The 17,515-nt window shown below is 58.6% G+C and carries 14 protein-coding genes and 1 tRNA gene; 6 read left to right on the forward strand and 9 right to left on the reverse strand.

What is annotated here, in order from left to right; genetic code table 11:
• The first annotated feature begins 85 nt into the window (after positions 1-85).
• Positions 86-853: a M23 family metallopeptidase gene (locus AC06DS_RS00590; protein WP_477100723.1), complete on the forward strand. Its 768-nt coding sequence runs from the start codon at positions 86-88 to the stop codon at positions 851-853.
• 162 nt (positions 854-1,015) lie between these two features.
• Here the strand turns inward: AC06DS_RS00590 and AC06DS_RS00595 are convergent, their stop codons facing one another.
• The 3 genes from AC06DS_RS00595 to AC06DS_RS00605 all read right to left on the reverse strand — a co-directional run bounded on the left by AC06DS_RS00595 (position 1,016) and on the right by AC06DS_RS00605 (position 6,443).
• Positions 1,016-1,819: an SGNH/GDSL hydrolase family protein gene (locus tag AC06DS_RS00595; protein ID WP_293790944.1), complete on the reverse strand. Its 804-nt coding sequence runs from the start codon at positions 1,817-1,819 to the stop codon at positions 1,016-1,018.
• A 57-nt stretch (positions 1,820-1,876) separates the two neighbouring features.
• The gene (locus AC06DS_RS00600) at positions 1,877-3,577 is read right to left on the reverse strand and encodes an AMP-binding protein (protein WP_477100724.1); all 1,701 of its coding nucleotides are present in this window, start codon (positions 3,575-3,577) and stop codon (positions 1,877-1,879) included.
• A gap of 208 nt (positions 3,578-3,785) precedes the next feature.
• On the reverse strand, positions 3,786-6,443 hold the full coding sequence (locus AC06DS_RS00605) for an ATP-dependent helicase (protein WP_293790942.1): 2,658 nt from the start codon (positions 6,441-6,443) through the stop codon (positions 3,786-3,788).
• A 69-nt stretch (positions 6,444-6,512) separates the two neighbouring features.
• Here AC06DS_RS00605 and AC06DS_RS00610 point away from each other — a divergent pair, with 69 nt between their 5' ends.
• Positions 6,513-6,830: a chorismate mutase gene (locus tag AC06DS_RS00610; RefSeq protein ID WP_293790941.1), complete on the forward strand. Its 318-nt coding sequence runs from the start codon at positions 6,513-6,515 to the stop codon at positions 6,828-6,830.
• Between the two features lie 19 nt (positions 6,831-6,849).
• Here the strand turns inward: AC06DS_RS00610 and AC06DS_RS00615 are convergent, their stop codons facing one another.
• The 3 genes from AC06DS_RS00615 to AC06DS_RS00625 form a co-directional block, all read right to left on the reverse strand.
• Entirely contained in the window at positions 6,850-7,692 is an 843-nt protein-coding gene (locus AC06DS_RS00615; RefSeq protein ID WP_293790940.1) for a chymotrypsin family serine protease, read from the reverse strand.
• Between the two features lie 116 nt (positions 7,693-7,808).
• A complete protein-coding gene (locus AC06DS_RS00620) occupies positions 7,809-9,071 on the reverse strand; it encodes an acid phosphatase (RefSeq protein WP_477100725.1) in 1,263 nt (420 codons plus the stop codon).
• A 168-nt stretch (positions 9,072-9,239) separates the two neighbouring features.
• Positions 9,240-9,995 (reverse strand): NADPH-dependent oxidoreductase, encoded by a 756-nt coding sequence (locus tag AC06DS_RS00625; protein WP_477100726.1) that lies wholly within the window; start codon positions 9,993-9,995, stop codon positions 9,240-9,242.
• Positions 9,996-10,209: 214 nt separating this feature from the next.
• Here AC06DS_RS00625 and AC06DS_RS00630 point away from each other — a divergent pair, with 214 nt between their 5' ends.
• The 3 genes from AC06DS_RS00630 (at position 10,210) to AC06DS_RS00640 (ending at position 12,455) form a co-directional block, all read left to right on the forward strand.
• Positions 10,210-10,770 (forward strand): LemA family protein, encoded by a 561-nt coding sequence (locus AC06DS_RS00630; RefSeq protein WP_293790937.1) that lies wholly within the window; start codon positions 10,210-10,212, stop codon positions 10,768-10,770.
• 88 nt (positions 10,771-10,858) lie between these two features.
• Positions 10,859-11,980 carry a M48 family metalloprotease gene (locus AC06DS_RS00635; protein WP_293790936.1) on the forward strand — a complete coding sequence of 374 codons (1,122 nt, stop codon included), beginning with the start codon at positions 10,859-10,861 and terminating at the stop codon, positions 11,978-11,980.
• 13 nt (positions 11,981-11,993) lie between these two features.
• Positions 11,994-12,455 (forward strand): DUF1990 family protein, encoded by a 462-nt coding sequence (locus tag AC06DS_RS00640; RefSeq protein WP_448308418.1) that lies wholly within the window; start codon positions 11,994-11,996, stop codon positions 12,453-12,455.
• Positions 12,456-12,502: 47 nt separating this feature from the next.
• Here AC06DS_RS00640 and AC06DS_RS00645 read toward each other — a convergent pair whose 3' ends face one another.
• From AC06DS_RS00645 to AC06DS_RS00655, 3 genes are all read right to left on the reverse strand, one after another.
• Entirely contained in the window at positions 12,503-13,459 is a 957-nt protein-coding gene (locus AC06DS_RS00645; RefSeq protein ID WP_477100727.1) for a DUF1963 domain-containing protein, read from the reverse strand.
• Positions 13,460-13,556: 97 nt separating this feature from the next.
• A tRNA-Met gene (locus AC06DS_RS00650) sits at positions 13,557-13,633 on the reverse strand.
• Positions 13,634-13,730: 97 nt separating this feature from the next.
• Positions 13,731-16,796 carry a UPF0182 family protein gene (locus AC06DS_RS00655; protein ID WP_477100728.1) on the reverse strand — a complete coding sequence of 1,022 codons (3,066 nt, stop codon included), beginning with the start codon at positions 16,794-16,796 and terminating at the stop codon, positions 13,731-13,733.
• A 156-nt stretch (positions 16,797-16,952) separates the two neighbouring features.
• On the opposite strand from AC06DS_RS00655, the gene AC06DS_RS00660 reads away from it, so the two are divergent.
• Positions 16,953-17,513: a PPA1309 family protein gene (locus AC06DS_RS00660; RefSeq protein WP_034977643.1), complete on the forward strand. Its 561-nt coding sequence runs from the start codon at positions 16,953-16,955 to the stop codon at positions 17,511-17,513.
• The last annotated feature ends 2 nt before the right edge of the window (positions 17,514-17,515 follow it).

Below are 17,515 nucleotides of genomic sequence, written 5' to 3' on the forward strand. Positions count from 1 at the left end.
GCTAGACAACGCCATAGCCCAGCAGACAGAGCCGCATTTGACAGTTGCTAAGAAACACCGAATAAGTCGAAGGGTTACAAGGACAGTGCAAAACACTACCGAGGCGAACCGTACCGGTGCCCACCGCAAGCAGGATCACAGCGCGAAGCGTCGCTTTGCGCTCGTAGCAGTCGCGACGACGGCCGTCACGACCGCTGGCGCTGCTGGTGCCACCGCTGGTGCTTCCCAGAGCTCTGACGACGACATCGCACTGGCTTCTGAGAACACCACTCTTCTCGCCCAGGGTGAAGGGGCCGGCGCTCAGGGCTCTGCCGCCACCGCCGACGGTGCAGACGCAACGGCTGCCGAAGCCCCGCAGATCCTCGAGGTTCCGCAGGCCAAGCCGGTCTCCAACCTCTCCCAGCAGCTTAATTCCGCCCTGCGCTTTGCCAAGGAGCGCACGGAGGCTGACCTGGCTGCCCGTATGCCTGAGTTCGCAAAGCCAGCCGAGGGCACTTTCACTTCCGGCTTCGGCCCACGCTGGGGTTCCTTCCATCAGGGCATCGATATCGCTAACGCTGTCGGCACCCCCATCCGCGCTGTCCACGACGGCACCGTTATCGACTCCGGCCCGGCATCCGGCTTCGGTAACTGGATTCGCATTAAGCACGATGACGGCACCATTACCGTTTACGGCCACATGGCCACTTTGGATGTCAAGGTTGGCGACCGTGTAACCAGCGGTCAGAAGATTGCTGGCATGGGTTCCCTGGGCTTCTCCACTGGCTCCCACCTACACTTCGAGGTTCACCCGAACGGTGGCGACGCCGTAGACCCGAAGCCATGGCTGGCTGAGCGCGGCATTCAGCTTTAAACTGCCGAGCGTCCTTAAAGCTCTAGCGTTAAAACCTTCAAAAGGGCCTGACTCCGATACCACATCGGAGTCAGGCCCTTAAGTTATTTAATTGATCCCCCGGGTTGTTTTCCCGAGGTCCTCCCCTTGGGGTATTGGGGTGTCCCCTAGGAGAGGTACAGCTTATTGCAGAGCAGCGCCGATCTGCTTCGCCGCGTTGGTCACGCCGTCGTAGGACATGTGCAGAGTCAGGTTGTAGCGCGGAGTCTGGTTGTCGAAGACACCAGCAACCCATGCCTTTCCACCTGGCTGGCAGGTGTCGTGGCCACGCGTGGAGCGGTGCAGATCAACAAATACGCCGCCGTTACGCTTAGCCGCGTCGTGCGCCTGACGCCAAAGCTGGCGTTCAGCTTCCTTCACGATCGGGAACGGGGCTTCAATCGGTGGCAAACCGTGGGGACGGATGAGGCAGAGACCTGCACGGTCGTTCGTCAGGTGTGGGTAGCTAACGAACTGGATGCGGGCGCCGGGAGCAACGCGCTTGATCTTCCTAGCGATGCGATCGTAGGAACGAGCCGCTGCGCGATTGTCGATCGGGGAAAGGGTGCGGTAGGTGTCGTTGGCGCCGACCATGATCGGCACGTTGCGCGTATTGCGGTTCAGCTTGCCATCTCGAATAGCTTGATCCACGCGAGCCTCCAGTGGCTCACGACCCAAGTACAGTTCCTTGCCGTTGCAGGAGTAGTCGTCAATATGAGCTCCTGTCAGACGTTGCAGCTCGGTGGCAACGCGGAACTTACCGTGGATACACTTGCGCTTCCCGCTTCGCTTAGCGTCCAAGATCTGGTTGAGGGTCGTGTTGGCAAAGTAGGAATCGCCGATCAAAACGGTGTTGCCCGGTGCAGCCTGCGCAGCAGGGGCAAGCCCCATGACGGATCCAGCCGCGACAACTGCCGCGGTCAGAATACGTGCAATTTTCTTCATCATGTTCTCCAGTGAGTGTTTAAAGGCCGTGTCTAGCCTATCGATATTGGTTCAAAAATGTTAGGTGTTAGGAAGCATTGCTGGCATGACCTTACCAGTTGGGTTGCGAGGAAGCTCATCCAGGAAGGTCACTTCTCGGGGAACGGAATGCTCCGCAAGATTATCCCTGACCCATTCCTGCACAGACTCCTTGGTCAGCTCCTCACCTTCCGGGTTGTCGTCACGCACAATCCAGACGGCCATGCGCTTAAAACTCTCCTCGTCGTCTACCCCCTTGGCAAAGAGATCCTTCACGCCGGGCATCGGCGCCAGTACTTCTTCCACACTGCGTGGGTAGACATTTTCACCGCCGACGATGATCATGTCATCAGCTCGGCCGAGGACAAACAAGCGCCCCTCTTCATCGAGGTACCCGCGGTCGCCAATCTCCAACAAGCCATGCTTGATCTTCATTTGATCGCGGGTGTGCGCGTAGCGACGCATAGTCATGGTTCCACGGGCATAGATTCGTCCCGGAGTGTTCGGAGGCAGCACATTGCCTTCATCATCCAGAATCTTTATGCGCACGCCACGCACCGGTCGCCCAGCCAAGGATGGGTTTTCCGCAAGTTCTTCCTTCTTAGCGATAGCAACGACGCTGTTTTCCGTGGAGCCGTAGAAGTTACACACCACCGGCCCGAATTGCTTGTGCAGGCCACGGAGCAGATCTTCATGCATGGCATTTCCGGAAGACACGATGAACTCCAACGATGAGGCATCGTAGTTACCGTTCTGCGCGACCTTTAGCTGCTCCTTGATGAAGATAGGCGAGGTGATAATGCCGTTAACACCGTAACGCTCAACATCCTCCATAGCCTGAACAGGATCGAATACTCGGCGGAAAACCACCGTCGCACGGTGAGCGAAGATCAGGTTAAGGTTCGCCCAGCCCCACGAGTGGAACATGGAAGCAGTCTGTTGAATCATCATTTCCGCACGCCACGGAATCCACGTCACAAGGTCCGCCAGGGGTGTCGGAATAGGCGGTTCCCGGTGCACAACGGCCTTAGGTGTGCCCGAAGTGCCGGAGCTCATAATGGTGATAAAGCCACGTTTCGGGATGATAGGAAGCTTTTCCTCGGCTTCAGAAGGCGCGCGGTCGATGACCTGCTGAAAGGTCTCCCATTCCGGGTTTGGCGCCTGCGGGTTTTGCAGGTCTTCCGCGTACCCAATGATCACCTTTGCACGGGAATAATCTGCAGGCAGCCGGTCTGCGAATTCCTCATCGATGATGATGGTGTGAACATTCAGTTCTTCCATGCTCTTTTGCAGCTGGACCGAGCTGGAAGCAGGATTAAGCAGGCAAATATCTGCCCCAATAAAGCCCTTTGCGACTAGCGCGTAGACAACAACGCGGGAATTGCGTGCCATCACTGCAATGTTTTTCCCCGGCCCCAACCCCATGCGCTGCAGCGCGCGGGCGAAAGCAAGCGCCTCAGTTCGAACTTCCGCATAGGTGCGCTCACCAATGTCATCGATGATGGCCGTTCGCTCCGGGGCTGCTTCTGCGGCGTACCATGCCTGACGCGCAGCGGTGAAGCCATAACGGGCGATACTTTCCACCAGCTTTGCTTTACCTTTAACTCCGCCGCCCCTAACGACCACGCCCGATCGCAGCGCGGTCCCCAGGCCGGTGGCAATCGCATGAGTCTCAGCCCATGCAGCCTCGCCGAAATGCTTAAGGTTGTGCAGTTTTGAGGTGATCGATTGGTTTTCTGACATACATACCCTTCTTTGTTTCCGCTAAATCCAACGAGGAGACGCATAGTTACGTTACATAACAAAAATATTCGTCGCGAAACTTTTGTCACAAAAGTCTCTTTTTTTAACACTGCTGTGGCGTCCATCAACCTCACCGCACGACCTCTACCGACGCAAAAGCGGGCGGCGTCAGAAAAACCCCGGGAATAACCCCGGGGCCGTTACTTCGCTAGAGCTTTTCCATCGGCACACCGCCGAACAACATCAGGCGCACCGTACCCTGGCTGCCGAAGTCAATCATGCAGGTAGTGTGTGATCCGCTGCCGTCGACGCTCTTCACAGTCCCCAAGCCGTACTTGTCGTGGTTGACCTTGTCCCCGACCGCCAAGTCCAAATCTTGGTTCTTCTTTGCGCCGGCTCCAAAGGCGGGCTTCGTTTTCCTTGCAGGCTTGCGATAGGACTGGCTACCCCAGCTCCCAGAGTCAGAGCTCCATCCACCCGAGCCGCCGAAGCTCGTACCGTCGGCGTATCCTCCGCCACCCCAGGCTGAATCCACTCCGCTGCCGAAACGCGCGGGTTCCTCGCGGATCCATTCCATCAGGTTCTCCGGCACCTCAGACAAGAAGCGCGACGGTGGGTTGTTTACAGGTGCACCCCAACCACTGCGGGTAATCGCCCGAGTCAGGAACAACCGCTGCTTGGCGCGCGTAATGCCCACATAGGCCAGACGGCGCTCCTCGGCCAACTCTGTGGGGTCGCCCAGTGCGCGCATGTGCGGGAACTGGCCATCCTCCCACCCGGTCAAAAACACGACGGGGAACTCCAGCCCCTTGGCAGTGTGCAGCGTCATGAGTGTCACCATGTCCTGCTCGTCTGCCGGAATCTGGTCGGCATCAGCGACCAAGCTCACGCGCTCTAGAAAAGCCTGCAGGCTACCCAGTGGCGCCTCCCCCTCAGCCAGCATCGCCTCAGCAGCCTCATCTGCGTCAGCACTGTCTTCACCAGCGCTCCCTGCGCTACCACCAGGCATCTCCTCATAAGCTTTCAAATTCGCCGACTCCTGCGAGAACTCATGCCCCACGCTCACCAGCTCATTCAAGTTATCCAGGCGCGCCCCATCCTGCGGATCGTTGGACTTCTCCAGCAGCTCCTTATACCCAGTCACATCCAGCACCGCGGAAATCACCCGCCCCAAGTCGGGCAACCCCAGCCCAGAACCGTCGGAGGCGGTCATCTCCATCGTCTCTGTCTCCGCCCGCAGCGCGTCCATCATTTCCAGGAACTTGCCAATGGAATTGCGGCCGCGAGCGGAAAGGCCGGCGACCTTGCCCGCGGCGGCGTCACCAAGAGCAGCCGAAAAACCTATCCCCTGGCCTTCGGCGTGCACCGTAACCTGCGCGATGGCCTTATCTCCAATACCGCGGCGCGGGGTGTTGATGATCCGCCGCAATGCCACCGTGTCATCCGCATTATCCAGCACCTTTAGGTATGCAACGATGTCACGGATCTCGCGGCGCTCATAGAAGCGCGTGCCGCCGACAACCTTGTACGGCAACCCAGAGCGCACCAACACATCCTCGATCGCGCGGGAGGCATTGTTGGTGCGGTACATGATCGAAATATCGCCGTAGGAGTAACCCTCGTTATCCACGAGGTCGTCGATCTGCTGGACGATGAAATTCGCCTCGTCGTGTTCGTTATCCGCAACATAGCCGCCGATCAGCTCTCCATCGCCCAGATCCGTCCACAGTTTCTTTGGCCGGCGGCCCTGGTTACGGTCGATCACAGCATTGGCAGCGGTGAGAATCCGCTGCGTGGAACGGTAGTTCTGCTCCAAAAGGATTGTGTGAGCATCCGGATAGTCGCGCTCGAACTCCTCAATATTGCGGATCGTCGCCCCACGGAAGGCGTAGATCGACTGGTCAGCATCGCCCACTACGCACAGCTCGGATTCCGCCTTGCCCTTGCCGGCGAGTGCCGCGACCAGCTCGTATTGCGCATGGTTTGTGTCCTGGTACTCGTCGACCATGATGTGACGGAAGCGACGGCGGTAGTGTTCGCGCACGTCCGGATTGTTATTGAGGATCCCCACAACCTCGCCGATCAGGTCGTCAAAGTCCACTGCGTTCGCCGCCCGGAGACGCTGCTGGTAGGTCTTGTACAGCGTGGCGATCTGCGCGGTGTGAGGATTCGAATCGCGCTGCGCCTCCTCCAATGCACCTTGCGGGCCAACCAGCTCGTTTTTCCAATTGGAGATCACGTGCAGCACCCCGCGCGGCGAGAACTCCTTCAAATCCAGCGAGGCGTCCTTGATAATCATGGACATTAAGCGCTTGGAATCATCCGAGTCGTAGATGCTGAAGTTCGTGTTCAGCCCTGGCGCGAGGTGTGCATTGGCACGCAGCACACGCACGCAAAAGGAGTGGAAGGTAGAGACCCACATCCGCTCCGCTTGTGGACCGACCATATCCATCACGCGCTCGCGCATCTCCGCCGCGGCCTTGTTGGTAAAGGTGATTGCAAGGATCTGCCACGGCGCCACACCGTTGGCCAGCAGGTAGGCAATGCGGCGCGTCAACACACTCGTCTTACCCGACCCGGCACCCGCCACGATCAGCAGCGGGCTACCCATGTGCTCGACCGCCTGCCGCTGCTGTGGGTTAAGTCCGTTCAGCAGTTCTTCTTTTTGACGCCCAGTTTCCGCGCCCGACTGTCCAGTCGCGCGCTGCGGCTGCGGTTCTGGGCGAGGTGTGGTGTGCAGGCTCGCCAGTACGTTCTCATAGCCCTCCGGAGGCAGATCCTCCTCTGGTGGAGGTACCTCTTCGTCAAACAGTGTCGGTTCTTCGGGCAGCGGCAGGTCGGCGAATGGATCGTGCTGGTTGTGCATGTTTTCCCTTTGTGCTCCCTAGAAACTCTTTGTGAAACTCTCCGGCCAACTAGCGGTAGACTACAGCGCATGAGCGACAACGAAGACTCGCAGCCTGCTGAGTTCACCGTCCGAATGCCTTCCGGCACGGACGATCCTTTATCGGATTCAGAAATTCAATCCTACCGCGAGGAAATCAACCGCCTCGACCGCGCCATCATCGATGCAATCCACCGCCGTAGCGAGGTCTCAAAGGCCATCGGCAAAACACGTCTAGGTTCGGGTGGCACGAAGCTCGTCTATACGCGCGAGGTCGCGATCATTAATCAATTCCGCGAGGAGTTCGGCACAGAGGGCGTAGAAATAGCGAAGGCCCTGCTGCAGCTAGGCAGAGGGCGCTTGGGCTAAAGAGCGTGGCGTTAGGGGTTTATGCCAGGCGGAAACCGGCTCCTACTCCCCCAGCCGCGTTGAGGTCAGCAGCAATAACATTCCATGCTGCACCGGCCGTCGGCGCGTGGAAAGGTCCTTGCAGTGGGGTGGTGCAGGAAGGCAGGTTGGCTACGCCACCGTTGATAATGCCGATGAGGCGGTTGCCGACGTAGATCGGGGCACCCGAATCGCCAACGGAGCCGCACAGGTGCGAGACAAGGAAGGGGCCGGAGATCGCCAGCATTGGGCCGCAAGAGGTGCCCGTGGCCACTCCGGTCTTGCACATCTGCTGCAGGCTACCTGGGGTCGGTCCGCCCAGTGCGTTGAGGTGTACGTTGTTGTAGCTGCGGGTCAGGCGCACCTTGTTGTTGAACTTGATGACGGCGTAGTCCGGGTAGCCGTTACGAACGACGGTGCCGATTTGCCCCGCACGCTCGCTATCCATGGAAGTGACCGGAGCGCCGGGCTTACCGCAGTGTCCAGCGGTGATGCCCACTTTGTTCCCTGCTTTGTCATAGCCGACGACGGCCAGAGTGCAGATGTTGTTGCCTACGTAGATCGGCATGGACGGGCCTGCCAGCACGTTTGGTGCGGCGGCTCGCTGTGCTTGAGGAATGCCGGGGGAAGTGAAGTAGTGGCCGGGAATGCGGTGTGGTCCGGGCTGGCCGGTGGCCTTGAGGAAGGCATCGGCGGATCCTGCTGGAGCCGCGGAGGCCTCCGGCGCATTGAAGGTCGCACCAAAAGTGGCGGAGATGGCCAGTGCCGCGCCCGCGATCAAAGCTGCGAAGCGACGGGTAGTGCGAGTGGGGACGAGTGAGGCTGTCAAGGACCGGGAGCGCATACTTTCCTTCGTTTTTGTTGGCAATGGAACTAACCCTATCGCACGAAACAGGATTCACATGCGCCACAGTGGTAACAGTTTGCTAAAGGTTACCCCCGCCTCCCAGCTACGCGGTTCTAACGCAGAACAGTGACGCTGCCGTCGCCGTTGACCTTGACCTTAGCGGCAAATGCGGCGGCCATGTTCAGGCGCTGCCAGGATCCGCGCGGACCCTGATCGTCCAGCGGGGAACCGGACGGGATGGCGGTCTGGCGCAGGATGGAGGCGCGCTGCTTGTAGGTCAACTTCGGGAACTTCGGCAGCAGCAGATCCGGCGCAGCCTGCGGCACGATCATCGGCGCATCCTTGCGGTAGATCTTCGGGAAGCCGTAGGTCATGCGGTCGGTGTACTCGCGCACAGCCTGGTCGGTGGAACGGTAGGCCTTGTCGCCCTTGATGACCTGTGCCAGCGGGCGGCCAGCGCGCCACTCGAGTTCGGCACGCAGTTCCTTTCCAGCCTGGCGGATCGCATCGCGCATCTTCGGGTCATTCCAACGGTCAGCTGCCGCTGCAGTACCGGACATGCGGCCACCCATGACGTCCAGCGGGTAGTGCACACCCATCACAATGCGGTTATTACCAGCCTCAGACCCACGAGCCAGGATCTGCGGAGCCAGCTCCGGCAGGGTCAGCGCCAGCAAAGTGGTGGACCAGACAGCCTGGTTGGTGTGACCAGATGGGTAGGACTTGGAGGTGCCGTAGTACTTGTTCTGGCCATCCTCGTACTTCTTGATGCGATCCGGGGCGACCACGAACGGACGGTCGTAACCGAACACCATCTTCTCCACGAAGGTGGAGGAAGCCAATCCGCCAGCACGAGCCAGGTAGCCGTTGCCCAGCAGGAACTGGGTCTTCGGCAGGCGGTTCTCGCGCAGGGCGGCACGGAAGTGGCGGCCAAGCTCGTCACCCAGCGAGTCGGAGAACGCATCCAGCACGCCAGCCTTGTCCGCGCGAGCGTCCTTCTGTGCGCGCTGGATGGCAGACGGGTTACTCTGCGCAGCGTTGTTGATCTCCACAACCTTGTCCAGGTTCTGCTTCATGATCGCCGGGTGGTTGGCGCGGACATCATTGAAACCATCCACAACGTCTAGGTACACGCCATAGCCGTGGGAGCTGATGTCGGAAATGTAGCCACCCAGGTACTCCGGACCGAAAGGCTGCGGGTTTGGTGCACCCTTGTGCGGCACCGGGTGCGGGTAGTTCGGTAGCCCCTGCGAACCAGCGATAGCTGGCATGCTCACTGGAGCAGCTGCGGCTTGACCTACGTTTACTGCGGAAAGGGACATCGTCGCGGCCATCACGGTCGCCGTCGTGATCTTCAGACCCTTCTTGTTGGTCACTGTTTTCCTCATCCTTGAAATGTCGACTGTGTCTTCTTTGTGAACGCCAGGCCTCCGAGCCCGCCCGGCGCGAATTCACATAGTTTTATAAACTCTCCGGAATACTAACCCAAGTAGCTGAACTAAAGGTTAAGTTCAGGTTAGATGCGGGTGACGTGCGAAGGGGCGTCACACAATAAAACCTTGCCAGCGCGCCGCCTGCAGTGAGTCGTCATTGCTATCCCGGGAGAAAGGAAAGTTCTTCAAAACCTGGTTGGTAAAGCTATCCACCCGCCGGTTAGCGTTGCGCAAGTCGTAATACGTCCTCATTTCCGCGTCGTAATCTGCCAAGTCGGCGGTCAAGTTCTCCCTGGTCTGATAGCCGTTCTCCATAACACGGAAAGAACGTGGCATGCGGGGCTTTAGCTGCGGATCCTGATTCGGCCAACCGAGGGTAAGCCCTACGACGGGGAAGGTAAATTGCGGCAGGTTCAGCAATTCGATAACCCCGGCAGTGTCGTTATGAATATTGCCTAGGTAGTTCGCGCCAAGGCCAAAGGATTCGGCGGCGTTCACCACGTTCTGCGCCATCAGGCAGGCATCTGTGAAAGCTTCCACAAACGCCTTCGTGCGCCCCGCAGCGCGTGGATCGCCGCCGTTTTCCCGCAAGATTTGGGCATTGCGCGCAGTATCAGCCAGGAACAGCAGGTACACAGGAGCCCGGCGAACGTACTCCTGATTTCCGATCTCCGCCAGGCGCTCCCGCAGCTGTTTGTCCGTCACGCGAATAATGCTCGCCTGCTGCATTCCACGGGAGGACGCAGTACGCATAGCGACGTCATAGATCGTTTCCAGGGTTTGCTCGTCTACCGGCTGATCGGTGAACTCCCTGATTGTGCGATGGGAAAGCTGGTGGTCGACCATGGGATTTGGACTAGTTGACATGGAATCCACCTTAACGACTGTGATGCCCCCGAGCTCTGGGACACCTTATCGAGAGCGCAGACACAAAATGCACTACACTGCGCCGGGAACAAAGGTTGGCGATAATACATTTCAAGACTGGTGGTTGGTGCGAAGTTTCGTATCCTCCTAAACGGCCACTTCGCAACCGATTTCACACATAGATACGTTCAAAGGTTCCAAGGAAATTACTGACATGATCATTGCAATTATCGCCATCGTTATCCTCGTCCTACTCGTCATCATCTGGTTCGCCATGTACAACGGCCTCGTCAAAAAGCGAAACACGGTCAACGAGGCATATGCACAGATCGATACCCAGCTGCAGCGTCGCGGCGACTTGATCCCCAACCTTGTATCCACTGTCAAGGGCTACGCCAACCACGAGGCGAAGGTGTTCCACGATATCGCTGAGCTGCGCAGCGCAACTGATCGCGCTCGCGCCACCGGCACTGTGCAGGATGCATCCCAGGCAGAAGCAGTGTTCGGTCGCACCATGGCCACCCTGCGCGCAACCGCAGAGGCCTACCCAGAGCTGCAGGCGTCCCGCAATTTCCAACAGCTGCAGGAAGAGCTAGCCGCCACCGAAAACAAGGTCGGCTTTGCGCGCCAGTACTACAACTCTTCGACGAACAACTACAACACCGCTATCCAGTCCGTGCCGACCAACATCGTGGCCTCCGTGCACGGCTTCCGCCCCTTCGAATACTTCCAGGTGGAGGAGTCCAAGCGCCAGGCTCCCGACGTGTCCTTCTAATCTCCTCCCCCGTCACCTTCAATTTTTGTAGAGACTGCACTTACCGCCGCCGCAGTCGAGGTGATTTCACGACCGAAAAGGAGGAACCATGGGCCACCAACCGACGACCTTCAACGAATCATTGTCTCAGCTGCGTCGGGGCATCGCCGTCGCATGGCTCGCAAACGTGCTGGTCTTGCAGCTGTCCATCGTGGCATGTGCCTGCGCCGCCTATGTCGGTACCAAGGGCAGCAATATTGACTTCAACACCCTAGGCATGGTCATTTTGATCTCTGCCGGTGTTGCCATTCCGGTAGCGATGCTGATCATTCTGTATTCCTACTTCTTTTCCACCCGGACCGTACTGTCCGCGATCGGCGGGCAAAAGCGCCTGGTGGAGCAGGGCATGATCTACAACATTGTGGAAGAAATGGCGATCGCCGCCGGTATGCCTTCTCCGCCGAAGGTCTATGTGCTCATCGGAACCGGAGTGCCCAATGCTTATGCCCTGGGTGGCAAGAGAAAGAAGCCGCAGACTGGCACGATCATTGTCACCGAAGAACTCGGCTATCTGCTTAATCGCGAACAGCTGCAGGCCGTGATCTCCCATGAAATGAGCCACCTTACCGCCGAGGACAACCGGGTCATGACCCAGCTGGTGGCCATTGCGTCTGTCATCTCCATCCTGCAGTCCGCGTTTATCTACGGAAGTTTGAGCTCCAATAACCGCAATCGGTCTAACTCAAACTCCAGCGGTGGTGGCCATGCGGTTGTCGCACTCGTCATTTTCTTGGTCTCCTTCTGCGTCATCCTGGCAGCCCCTGCGCTGTCCAACATTGCGAGGGCCTATATGTCGCGCTATCGCGAGCAGCAGGCCGATAGCCATGGCGTTTCGCTCTGCCGCAACCCCACTGCCCTGGCACAAGCCCTCATCACGATCCGCGCATTTCACCAGGCCAACCCCCACACGGTGGATAACTCCATGTACGGTAGCCCCGGTTCCTTGGCTCTATACGCACCGGAGAGGGACATCATCGAGAGTTTCCACAATTCCAACCAGAGCAAAAAGGGCGGCATGTTCGAGCGGGCAATGAATAAGCGGCGGAATTTCTCCGCCACCCACCCGCCAATCTGGGAGCGCGTCGATGCATTGATCGCCATGGGGGCTTATGTGCAGGATTTTGTCCCTCATGTGCCACAGCATCAGCAGATCTCCGGGCACATCAAGTAGCCTGGTGCGTTCTATGAACCCTGAAGCGCCACGAGCTCCCCTCTCCTATACCTCGACCGTTGGCTTCCCAGAGCTGAATATGGCGCGGGTCATTAACGCAGACTTCGATACCGCCGCCGACCGTCTCTTCAGGTGGGGCGTGCAGCGCAGCGGACTATTCCGTGTGCACCCCACGCATGAGGTCGTGGAACTCAATGCGGAAGTTGCCTTGGGATTTGGGCCGTGGACCTTCCGCTGCCGGGTGGTTGATGTGTTCGCCGAACCGGGACGTTGCGGCTTTACCTACGGCACTCTCCCTGGCCACCTCGAGCGCGGAGAAGAGACCTTTACCCTCGAGCGGTTGCACCATGGCCGGGTTCTTTTTCTTGTTGACGCCAAATCTCAGCCCGCTCGCTTCCCCGCTTTACGTCGACTTATCGACCTGCCTCGGCGTGCTTTGATTCGCCGCTTCTATCTGCGCGCGTTGGACGACTAGCACGATAAACGGCAAGACAGCGAGAGCTGCAATGCCACACGCAGGTCTTATAAGCAGTCCCAGGCAAATTCGACCCGATCGAAGTTGCGCGCAGCGAGGTCATCGGGATGGATATAAAAGTTTCCAACTCCGGTGTCGCCCCATTCGCAAGGGAGGTCCTGGTCTATTCTCGCGAGCACTATTCGGGGATCAGACGGATGGAAGGGGTCGCGGTTCAGAAGAATTTCGTATCCACCGAGCGAGGATCCGTTTGCAGACGGATAGTCAATGGGTTCTAGGAACTCATCGGCATGGGGATAGACAGTGAAGCCCTCTTGTTCTGCGCGCCCGACAGCCGCGGCAAACGCATCTTTCCTCGATCCTTGACCATCACGGCTGGGCTTCTCGAAAGTCGTCTCCCCGCCGATTACCCAACGCGAAACAAGGCTTCCCCTAAACGTGTGAATATCCACGTAATCCTGGCCTCTTCTAAGCAGGGTGCGGGGACCTTTCGGATCAAAAATAGCCCGACCGTACTCGTGGGCGCTATAATCAACCTCCTGGTCGATTCGAACTCCATCGATCGTGACGGGATCGAGTGGCTCGGGAGCTGGATGCTCGCCTGAATGCAGGATCTCTTCCTCAGGCATCTCACCTACATGCGGTGCAGAAAGGTCTTCGAAATACCTGGCGAACGGGGTGGGTTCTTGGCACGAATCCTGCTGGTTCGGCGCCATCAAAAAATCACCCCAAAAATCAGTATCAGGCACGAATAACTGAAGGAGCCCGGTCGTGGGGAACCCCGGAAACTGCTCGAGCTCAGAGAAATTGAACTGGGCAATGAAGAACATGGGCCGACCGTCGTAATACGGGTAGGGTGCATGCTCCGGAAGGTAGGGGGTGCCACATACCTTCGAAGTGGTGGGCGAATCGGGGCGTGAGCTTTCTTTAAGCGCAAGAGCAGGGCGGGTGGGAATGCTATCGAAGGAGTACTTCAGGTCATACCTGATATCGGAGTAGGCCACTCCAACAACTGTAAGGGAAGCTGCTAACCCCCGCATATATCCAGGAGACAAAAAGAAGCGCCCTCCTCTAACGTGAAAGCTAGAGGAAGGGCGCTATTGGTAGCGGGGGCAGGATTCGAACCTACGACCTCTGGGTTATGAGCCCAGCGAGCTACCGAGCTGCTCCACCCCGCGACGAGTGCTTAACGCTACCGCGTCAGCGACTCCACTACTGTAACGCAGACCGTGGATAAAGTGAAATCGCCTGGTCACAGACGGTTTCACTTTCGCTTTAACGATCCGACTGCAGATCCTGAACCGCCTTATCCAGTTCGTCCAGCGCCTTACCGAACTCCTCGAAGGAACCGGACTCGCGAGTCTTGTTCACCTTGTCCATAGCATCGCGCACACGCTGCTCCGGAGACGTATCAGTGCCCTTGCCGTCGGTCTTGTCCGTCTTACCCGCTGCACCCTTCGCGTTGGAATCCTTGTCGTCGTTGCTGCCGCTGTCCTTGCCGTCAGCGTTGCTCTTGTCTTCGTCCTTGGACTTTTTCTTGTCCTTATCCTTGCCCGGGTCAACCACAGAACCGTCGATCTCGCGGATATCCGTAGTGGAGGACGTGTTAATGCCCACCTGGCTCAGCGCCTCGGCAATAGTCGGCGCGTAACCCACCTGACCGTTGTAGCTCACCAGCACGCGCAACAACTTCGGGAAAGCGGAATCCTGCCCACTGCGCTGCGAGTAGACCGGCTCGACGTACAGAATCTGCCCATCGCCCACCGGCAGAGTCAACAGGTTGCCGTTGGTCAGGTCATTCGTACCCTTCAGCAAGGTACGTTCGCGGGCGATCTCGTCGGAGGACATCATGGTGTCCTGCGCCTGGTTCGGGCCCAGCGTCTGAGTGCCCGTCGGCAGCACCCGCACACTGATCTTGCCGTAGTTATCCGGATCGGAGCTCACCGACATGTGTGCAGCCAGGAACTCACGACGCAGACCACGGAACGGAGTAATCAGCTGGAAAGAAGGCTTATTCGTCTTCGGATCCGCCGCCACTACGTAGTACGGAGGCTGCGCATTGTCCTGTCGATCCTGCGGTGCCGTCGGATCCGTCGGCACCGACCAGAACGAGTCGTTTTGGAAGAACACGCCCGGATCAGAGACGTGATACTTAGCGATCAGCTCGCGCTGCACCTTGAACATATCCTCCGGGTAGCGCAGGTGATCCTCCAGCTCCTTACTGATCTCCGAACGCGGCTTCACCACACCCGGGAACGCGCCCCGCCACGCCTTCAGCACCGGATCCGATTCATCGAAGGCGTACAGGTCCACGCTGCCGTCATAGGCATCCACCACAGCCTTCACAGAATTGCGAATGTAGCCAACCTCGTTGTCGACCACCTGGGACTCGCTCACGCCATCGGGATTAATGGCGTCAGCAGTAGAATCAGTGAGCCCAATGCGCTCGGAGTAGGGAAGATTATTCAGCGTGGTGTACCCGTCTACAACCCACTTCACACGGCCGTCAATCACAACCGGGTAGGTCTTGGAATCGGTGGTCAACCACGGCGCCACCTTGTGCACACGCTCGCGCGGATCGCGCTCATAGAGGATCTTCGACCCCTTGCCGATGCGGTCAGTCAGCAGCATGTTCATCGACTCGAAGTGAGCCGAGAACATCAGGCGGTTGAAGTAGTTCGACACGTCCACACCACCGGTGCCGGTGTAGGAGTAGTTTGATGCGTCGGTATCGTACTCCAGCGGCTCACCCTCGGTGTTACCGACGATCGCATAGTCAGCATTGCTCTGCTTCGACGAGGCAATGACCGGACCGAAGTAGATACGCGGCTGCTTTACATCCAGCTTCAGCTCGCCGCCCTGCTTACCGGACTCCATGGACTGCAGATCCGCGACCGTGTACACCGGGTAGCCACCGCGGGCCGAGCCGACATCGCGAGCGACCTCATCCACCTTGCGGGCCGGCGCCGCCACAAAGCCATTGCCGTGTGTGTACACCGTGTGGCGGTTAATCCAGTCGTTTTGGTTGCCATCCAGGGTATTCGGGTTCAACTCGCGGGCAGCAACCACGAAATCGCGCATCTTGCCATCGACCTTGTAGCGGTCAATGGCCAGCTCATCCGGGAAACCATAGAAGTTACGCAGCTGCTGTTGCTGGGTAAACGTCGGAGTCAGTACCTCCGGATCCAGGAGACGCACGTTGGACAAAGTGGCGGAATCGTCGGCGACGGCCTTCTTCTGCTCCTTAGAAGCCGCATCGCCTGACGAACCCCAGTCGCGGTCGTAGGTCACCTTGTCGTCGCCGATGCCATAGGCGAAACGGGTGGCCTCGATATTGCGGGCAATGTACTCACGCTCCTTTTCCGCACGGTTCGGGTTCACGGAGAACTGCTCTAGCAGCGCGGGCCAGGCGAAGCCCACGGTCAGCGACGAACCCACCATCAGCGCCACAGCCAGCGCCGGGATTCGTAGATCCCGCAGCACAATGGTGATGAAGAACATGGCAGCCACGAAGATGGAGATCACCAGCAGCACGATCTGTGCCGGCAGCACCGCGTTGATATCCGTGTACGACGCACCGGTGAAAGTATCGTGTGAACGGGTCAGCAGGCTATAGCGGTCAAACCAGTACCCCACAGCCTTCAGCAACATCCACGCACCCGCGATGATGGCCAGCTGGCGACGGGCGTGGATAGAAATGGAGGCCTTCTCCCCCACCCGCGGATTGCCTGTAGTGATGGACCCCAGCAGGTAGTGGCCGACGCCGTTAAGAACGAAAGCCAGGATCAGCAGCACACTAAAGGTAGAGATCAGCAGCTGCAGGAAGGGCAGGTTGAATGCGTAGAAGCCGAGATCCATATTGAACTGCGGATCGCGCACGCCGAAGTTAGAGCCATTCAAGAACAACAGCACAGAGCGCCAATTCGATTGCACGATCATGCCGGTGATCACGCCGACGAACAGTGGAATACCCACCAGGAATGGCCGCATATTGCGCCGGATCAGCGGACGGTACTCCGCCAGGGGCGAGGACGTTCCCAGCGAGTCGATCTCGTCCGGCCGCGCCCTATAGGCCAAGAACGCAGCCAGCCAAGAGATCAGCGCACCAATCAGGCCGAAGATCACAAACAGCGCTGCACGCGTGACAATCACGTTCTGGAACACACCCTGATACTCCACGCTGCGGAACCAGGCGAAGTCCGTGTAGACGCTCACCACCACCGGGATGATGAACACGGCGATGGCGATAATCGCCACCGCAATGCCCAGTATCTTCGAGCGCCTGCTCGACACTGGACCGGATGGGAACTGCTGCTTCGGTCGCCCCGAAGACGGTGGCATGGGCGTGCTCAAGGCTTTGTTACTCTCCTGCTAATCGCGCCTGTATCTGTCGCTGATCGCGATGTTTCCACAAGGATACGTACAATTCTTACAGCGTCATAACAAATCCCAGTTCCGTCCCCTACCCACAACGTAACTTTGAGAAAGGCTGTCCGCATGACCTCTTCCAATCCCTCCCACTCCGTCGACCTGCAGGATGAGCGCGTGCTCAACGCTGCTCTGCGCGAGGCCGTGGACTTTGTACAGGCAGAGGGATGGGATCGGCCTGCCACTCTTTTTGCACTGGTCCCCGCCACGTTGATCGCCGACGCGGCCCCGCAGGCATTCGATGACGAGGCTCCATCCAATCCCCTCGCACTCGTCGTTCAGGAGGATATTCCGGAGCACATTCGCCCCGGTAGTGAAGAGCTTGGCCAATTCCTCGCCACTATCCGCTGGCCTGCCCCGGTCGTCGGTGCGATCCTGGCTCAGGAGATCACTTTCTCCAACGCCGCCCCCGGCGCCGACCCTGCCCCGCGTCAGGCTCGCCTGTTTAGCGGAGTTCTTTGTGACGCCGACTTTTCCGGCCCCGAGCGTTCCCTTATCCAGCTACGCCCCAGCGAAGAAGAGCTGGAGGCCGATCCTTTCGGCCAGGACAAGGTGCAGCTACTCGGCGGCGATGACATCGCCCCCGGCGTGATCCACACACTTCGCGCGACTTTCGAAGCCGACGAATAAAC

The sequence above is a fragment of the Corynebacterium sp. TUM25015 genome (genome assembly GCF_056393505.1).

What these genes read in the sequence shown, in the direction of transcription:
- AC06DS_RS00640 (WP_448308418.1), top strand. Translation starts at nt 11,994, where the DNA reads ATGAACCCTGAAGCGCCACGAGCTCCCCTCTCCTATACCTCGACCGTT.
- AC06DS_RS00600 (WP_477100724.1), bottom strand. Translation starts at nt 3,577, where the DNA reads ATGTCAGAAAACCAATCGATCACCTCAAAACTGCACAACCTTAAGCAT.
- AC06DS_RS00615 (WP_293790940.1), bottom strand. Translation starts at nt 7,692, where the DNA reads ATGCGCTCCCGGTCCTTGACAGCCTCACTCGTCCCCACTCGCACTACC.
- AC06DS_RS00625 (WP_477100726.1), bottom strand. Translation starts at nt 9,995, where the DNA reads ATGTCAACTAGTCCAAATCCCATGGTCGACCACCAGCTTTCCCATCGC.
- AC06DS_RS00655 (WP_477100728.1), bottom strand. Translation starts at nt 16,796, where the DNA reads ATGCCACCGTCTTCGGGGCGACCGAAGCAGCAGTTCCCATCCGGTCCA.
- AC06DS_RS00635 (WP_293790936.1), top strand. Translation starts at nt 10,859, where the DNA reads ATGGGCCACCAACCGACGACCTTCAACGAATCATTGTCTCAGCTGCGT.
- AC06DS_RS00605 (WP_293790942.1), bottom strand. Translation starts at nt 6,443, where the DNA reads ATGCACAACCAGCACGATCCATTCGCCGACCTGCCGCTGCCCGAAGAA.
- AC06DS_RS00660 (WP_034977643.1), top strand. Translation starts at nt 16,953, where the DNA reads ATGACCTCTTCCAATCCCTCCCACTCCGTCGACCTGCAGGATGAGCGC.
- AC06DS_RS00595 (WP_293790944.1), bottom strand. Translation starts at nt 1,819, where the DNA reads ATGATGAAGAAAATTGCACGTATTCTGACCGCGGCAGTTGTCGCGGCT.
- AC06DS_RS00630 (WP_293790937.1), top strand. Translation starts at nt 10,210, where the DNA reads ATGATCATTGCAATTATCGCCATCGTTATCCTCGTCCTACTCGTCATC.
- AC06DS_RS00610 (WP_293790941.1), top strand. Translation starts at nt 6,513, where the DNA reads ATGAGCGACAACGAAGACTCGCAGCCTGCTGAGTTCACCGTCCGAATG.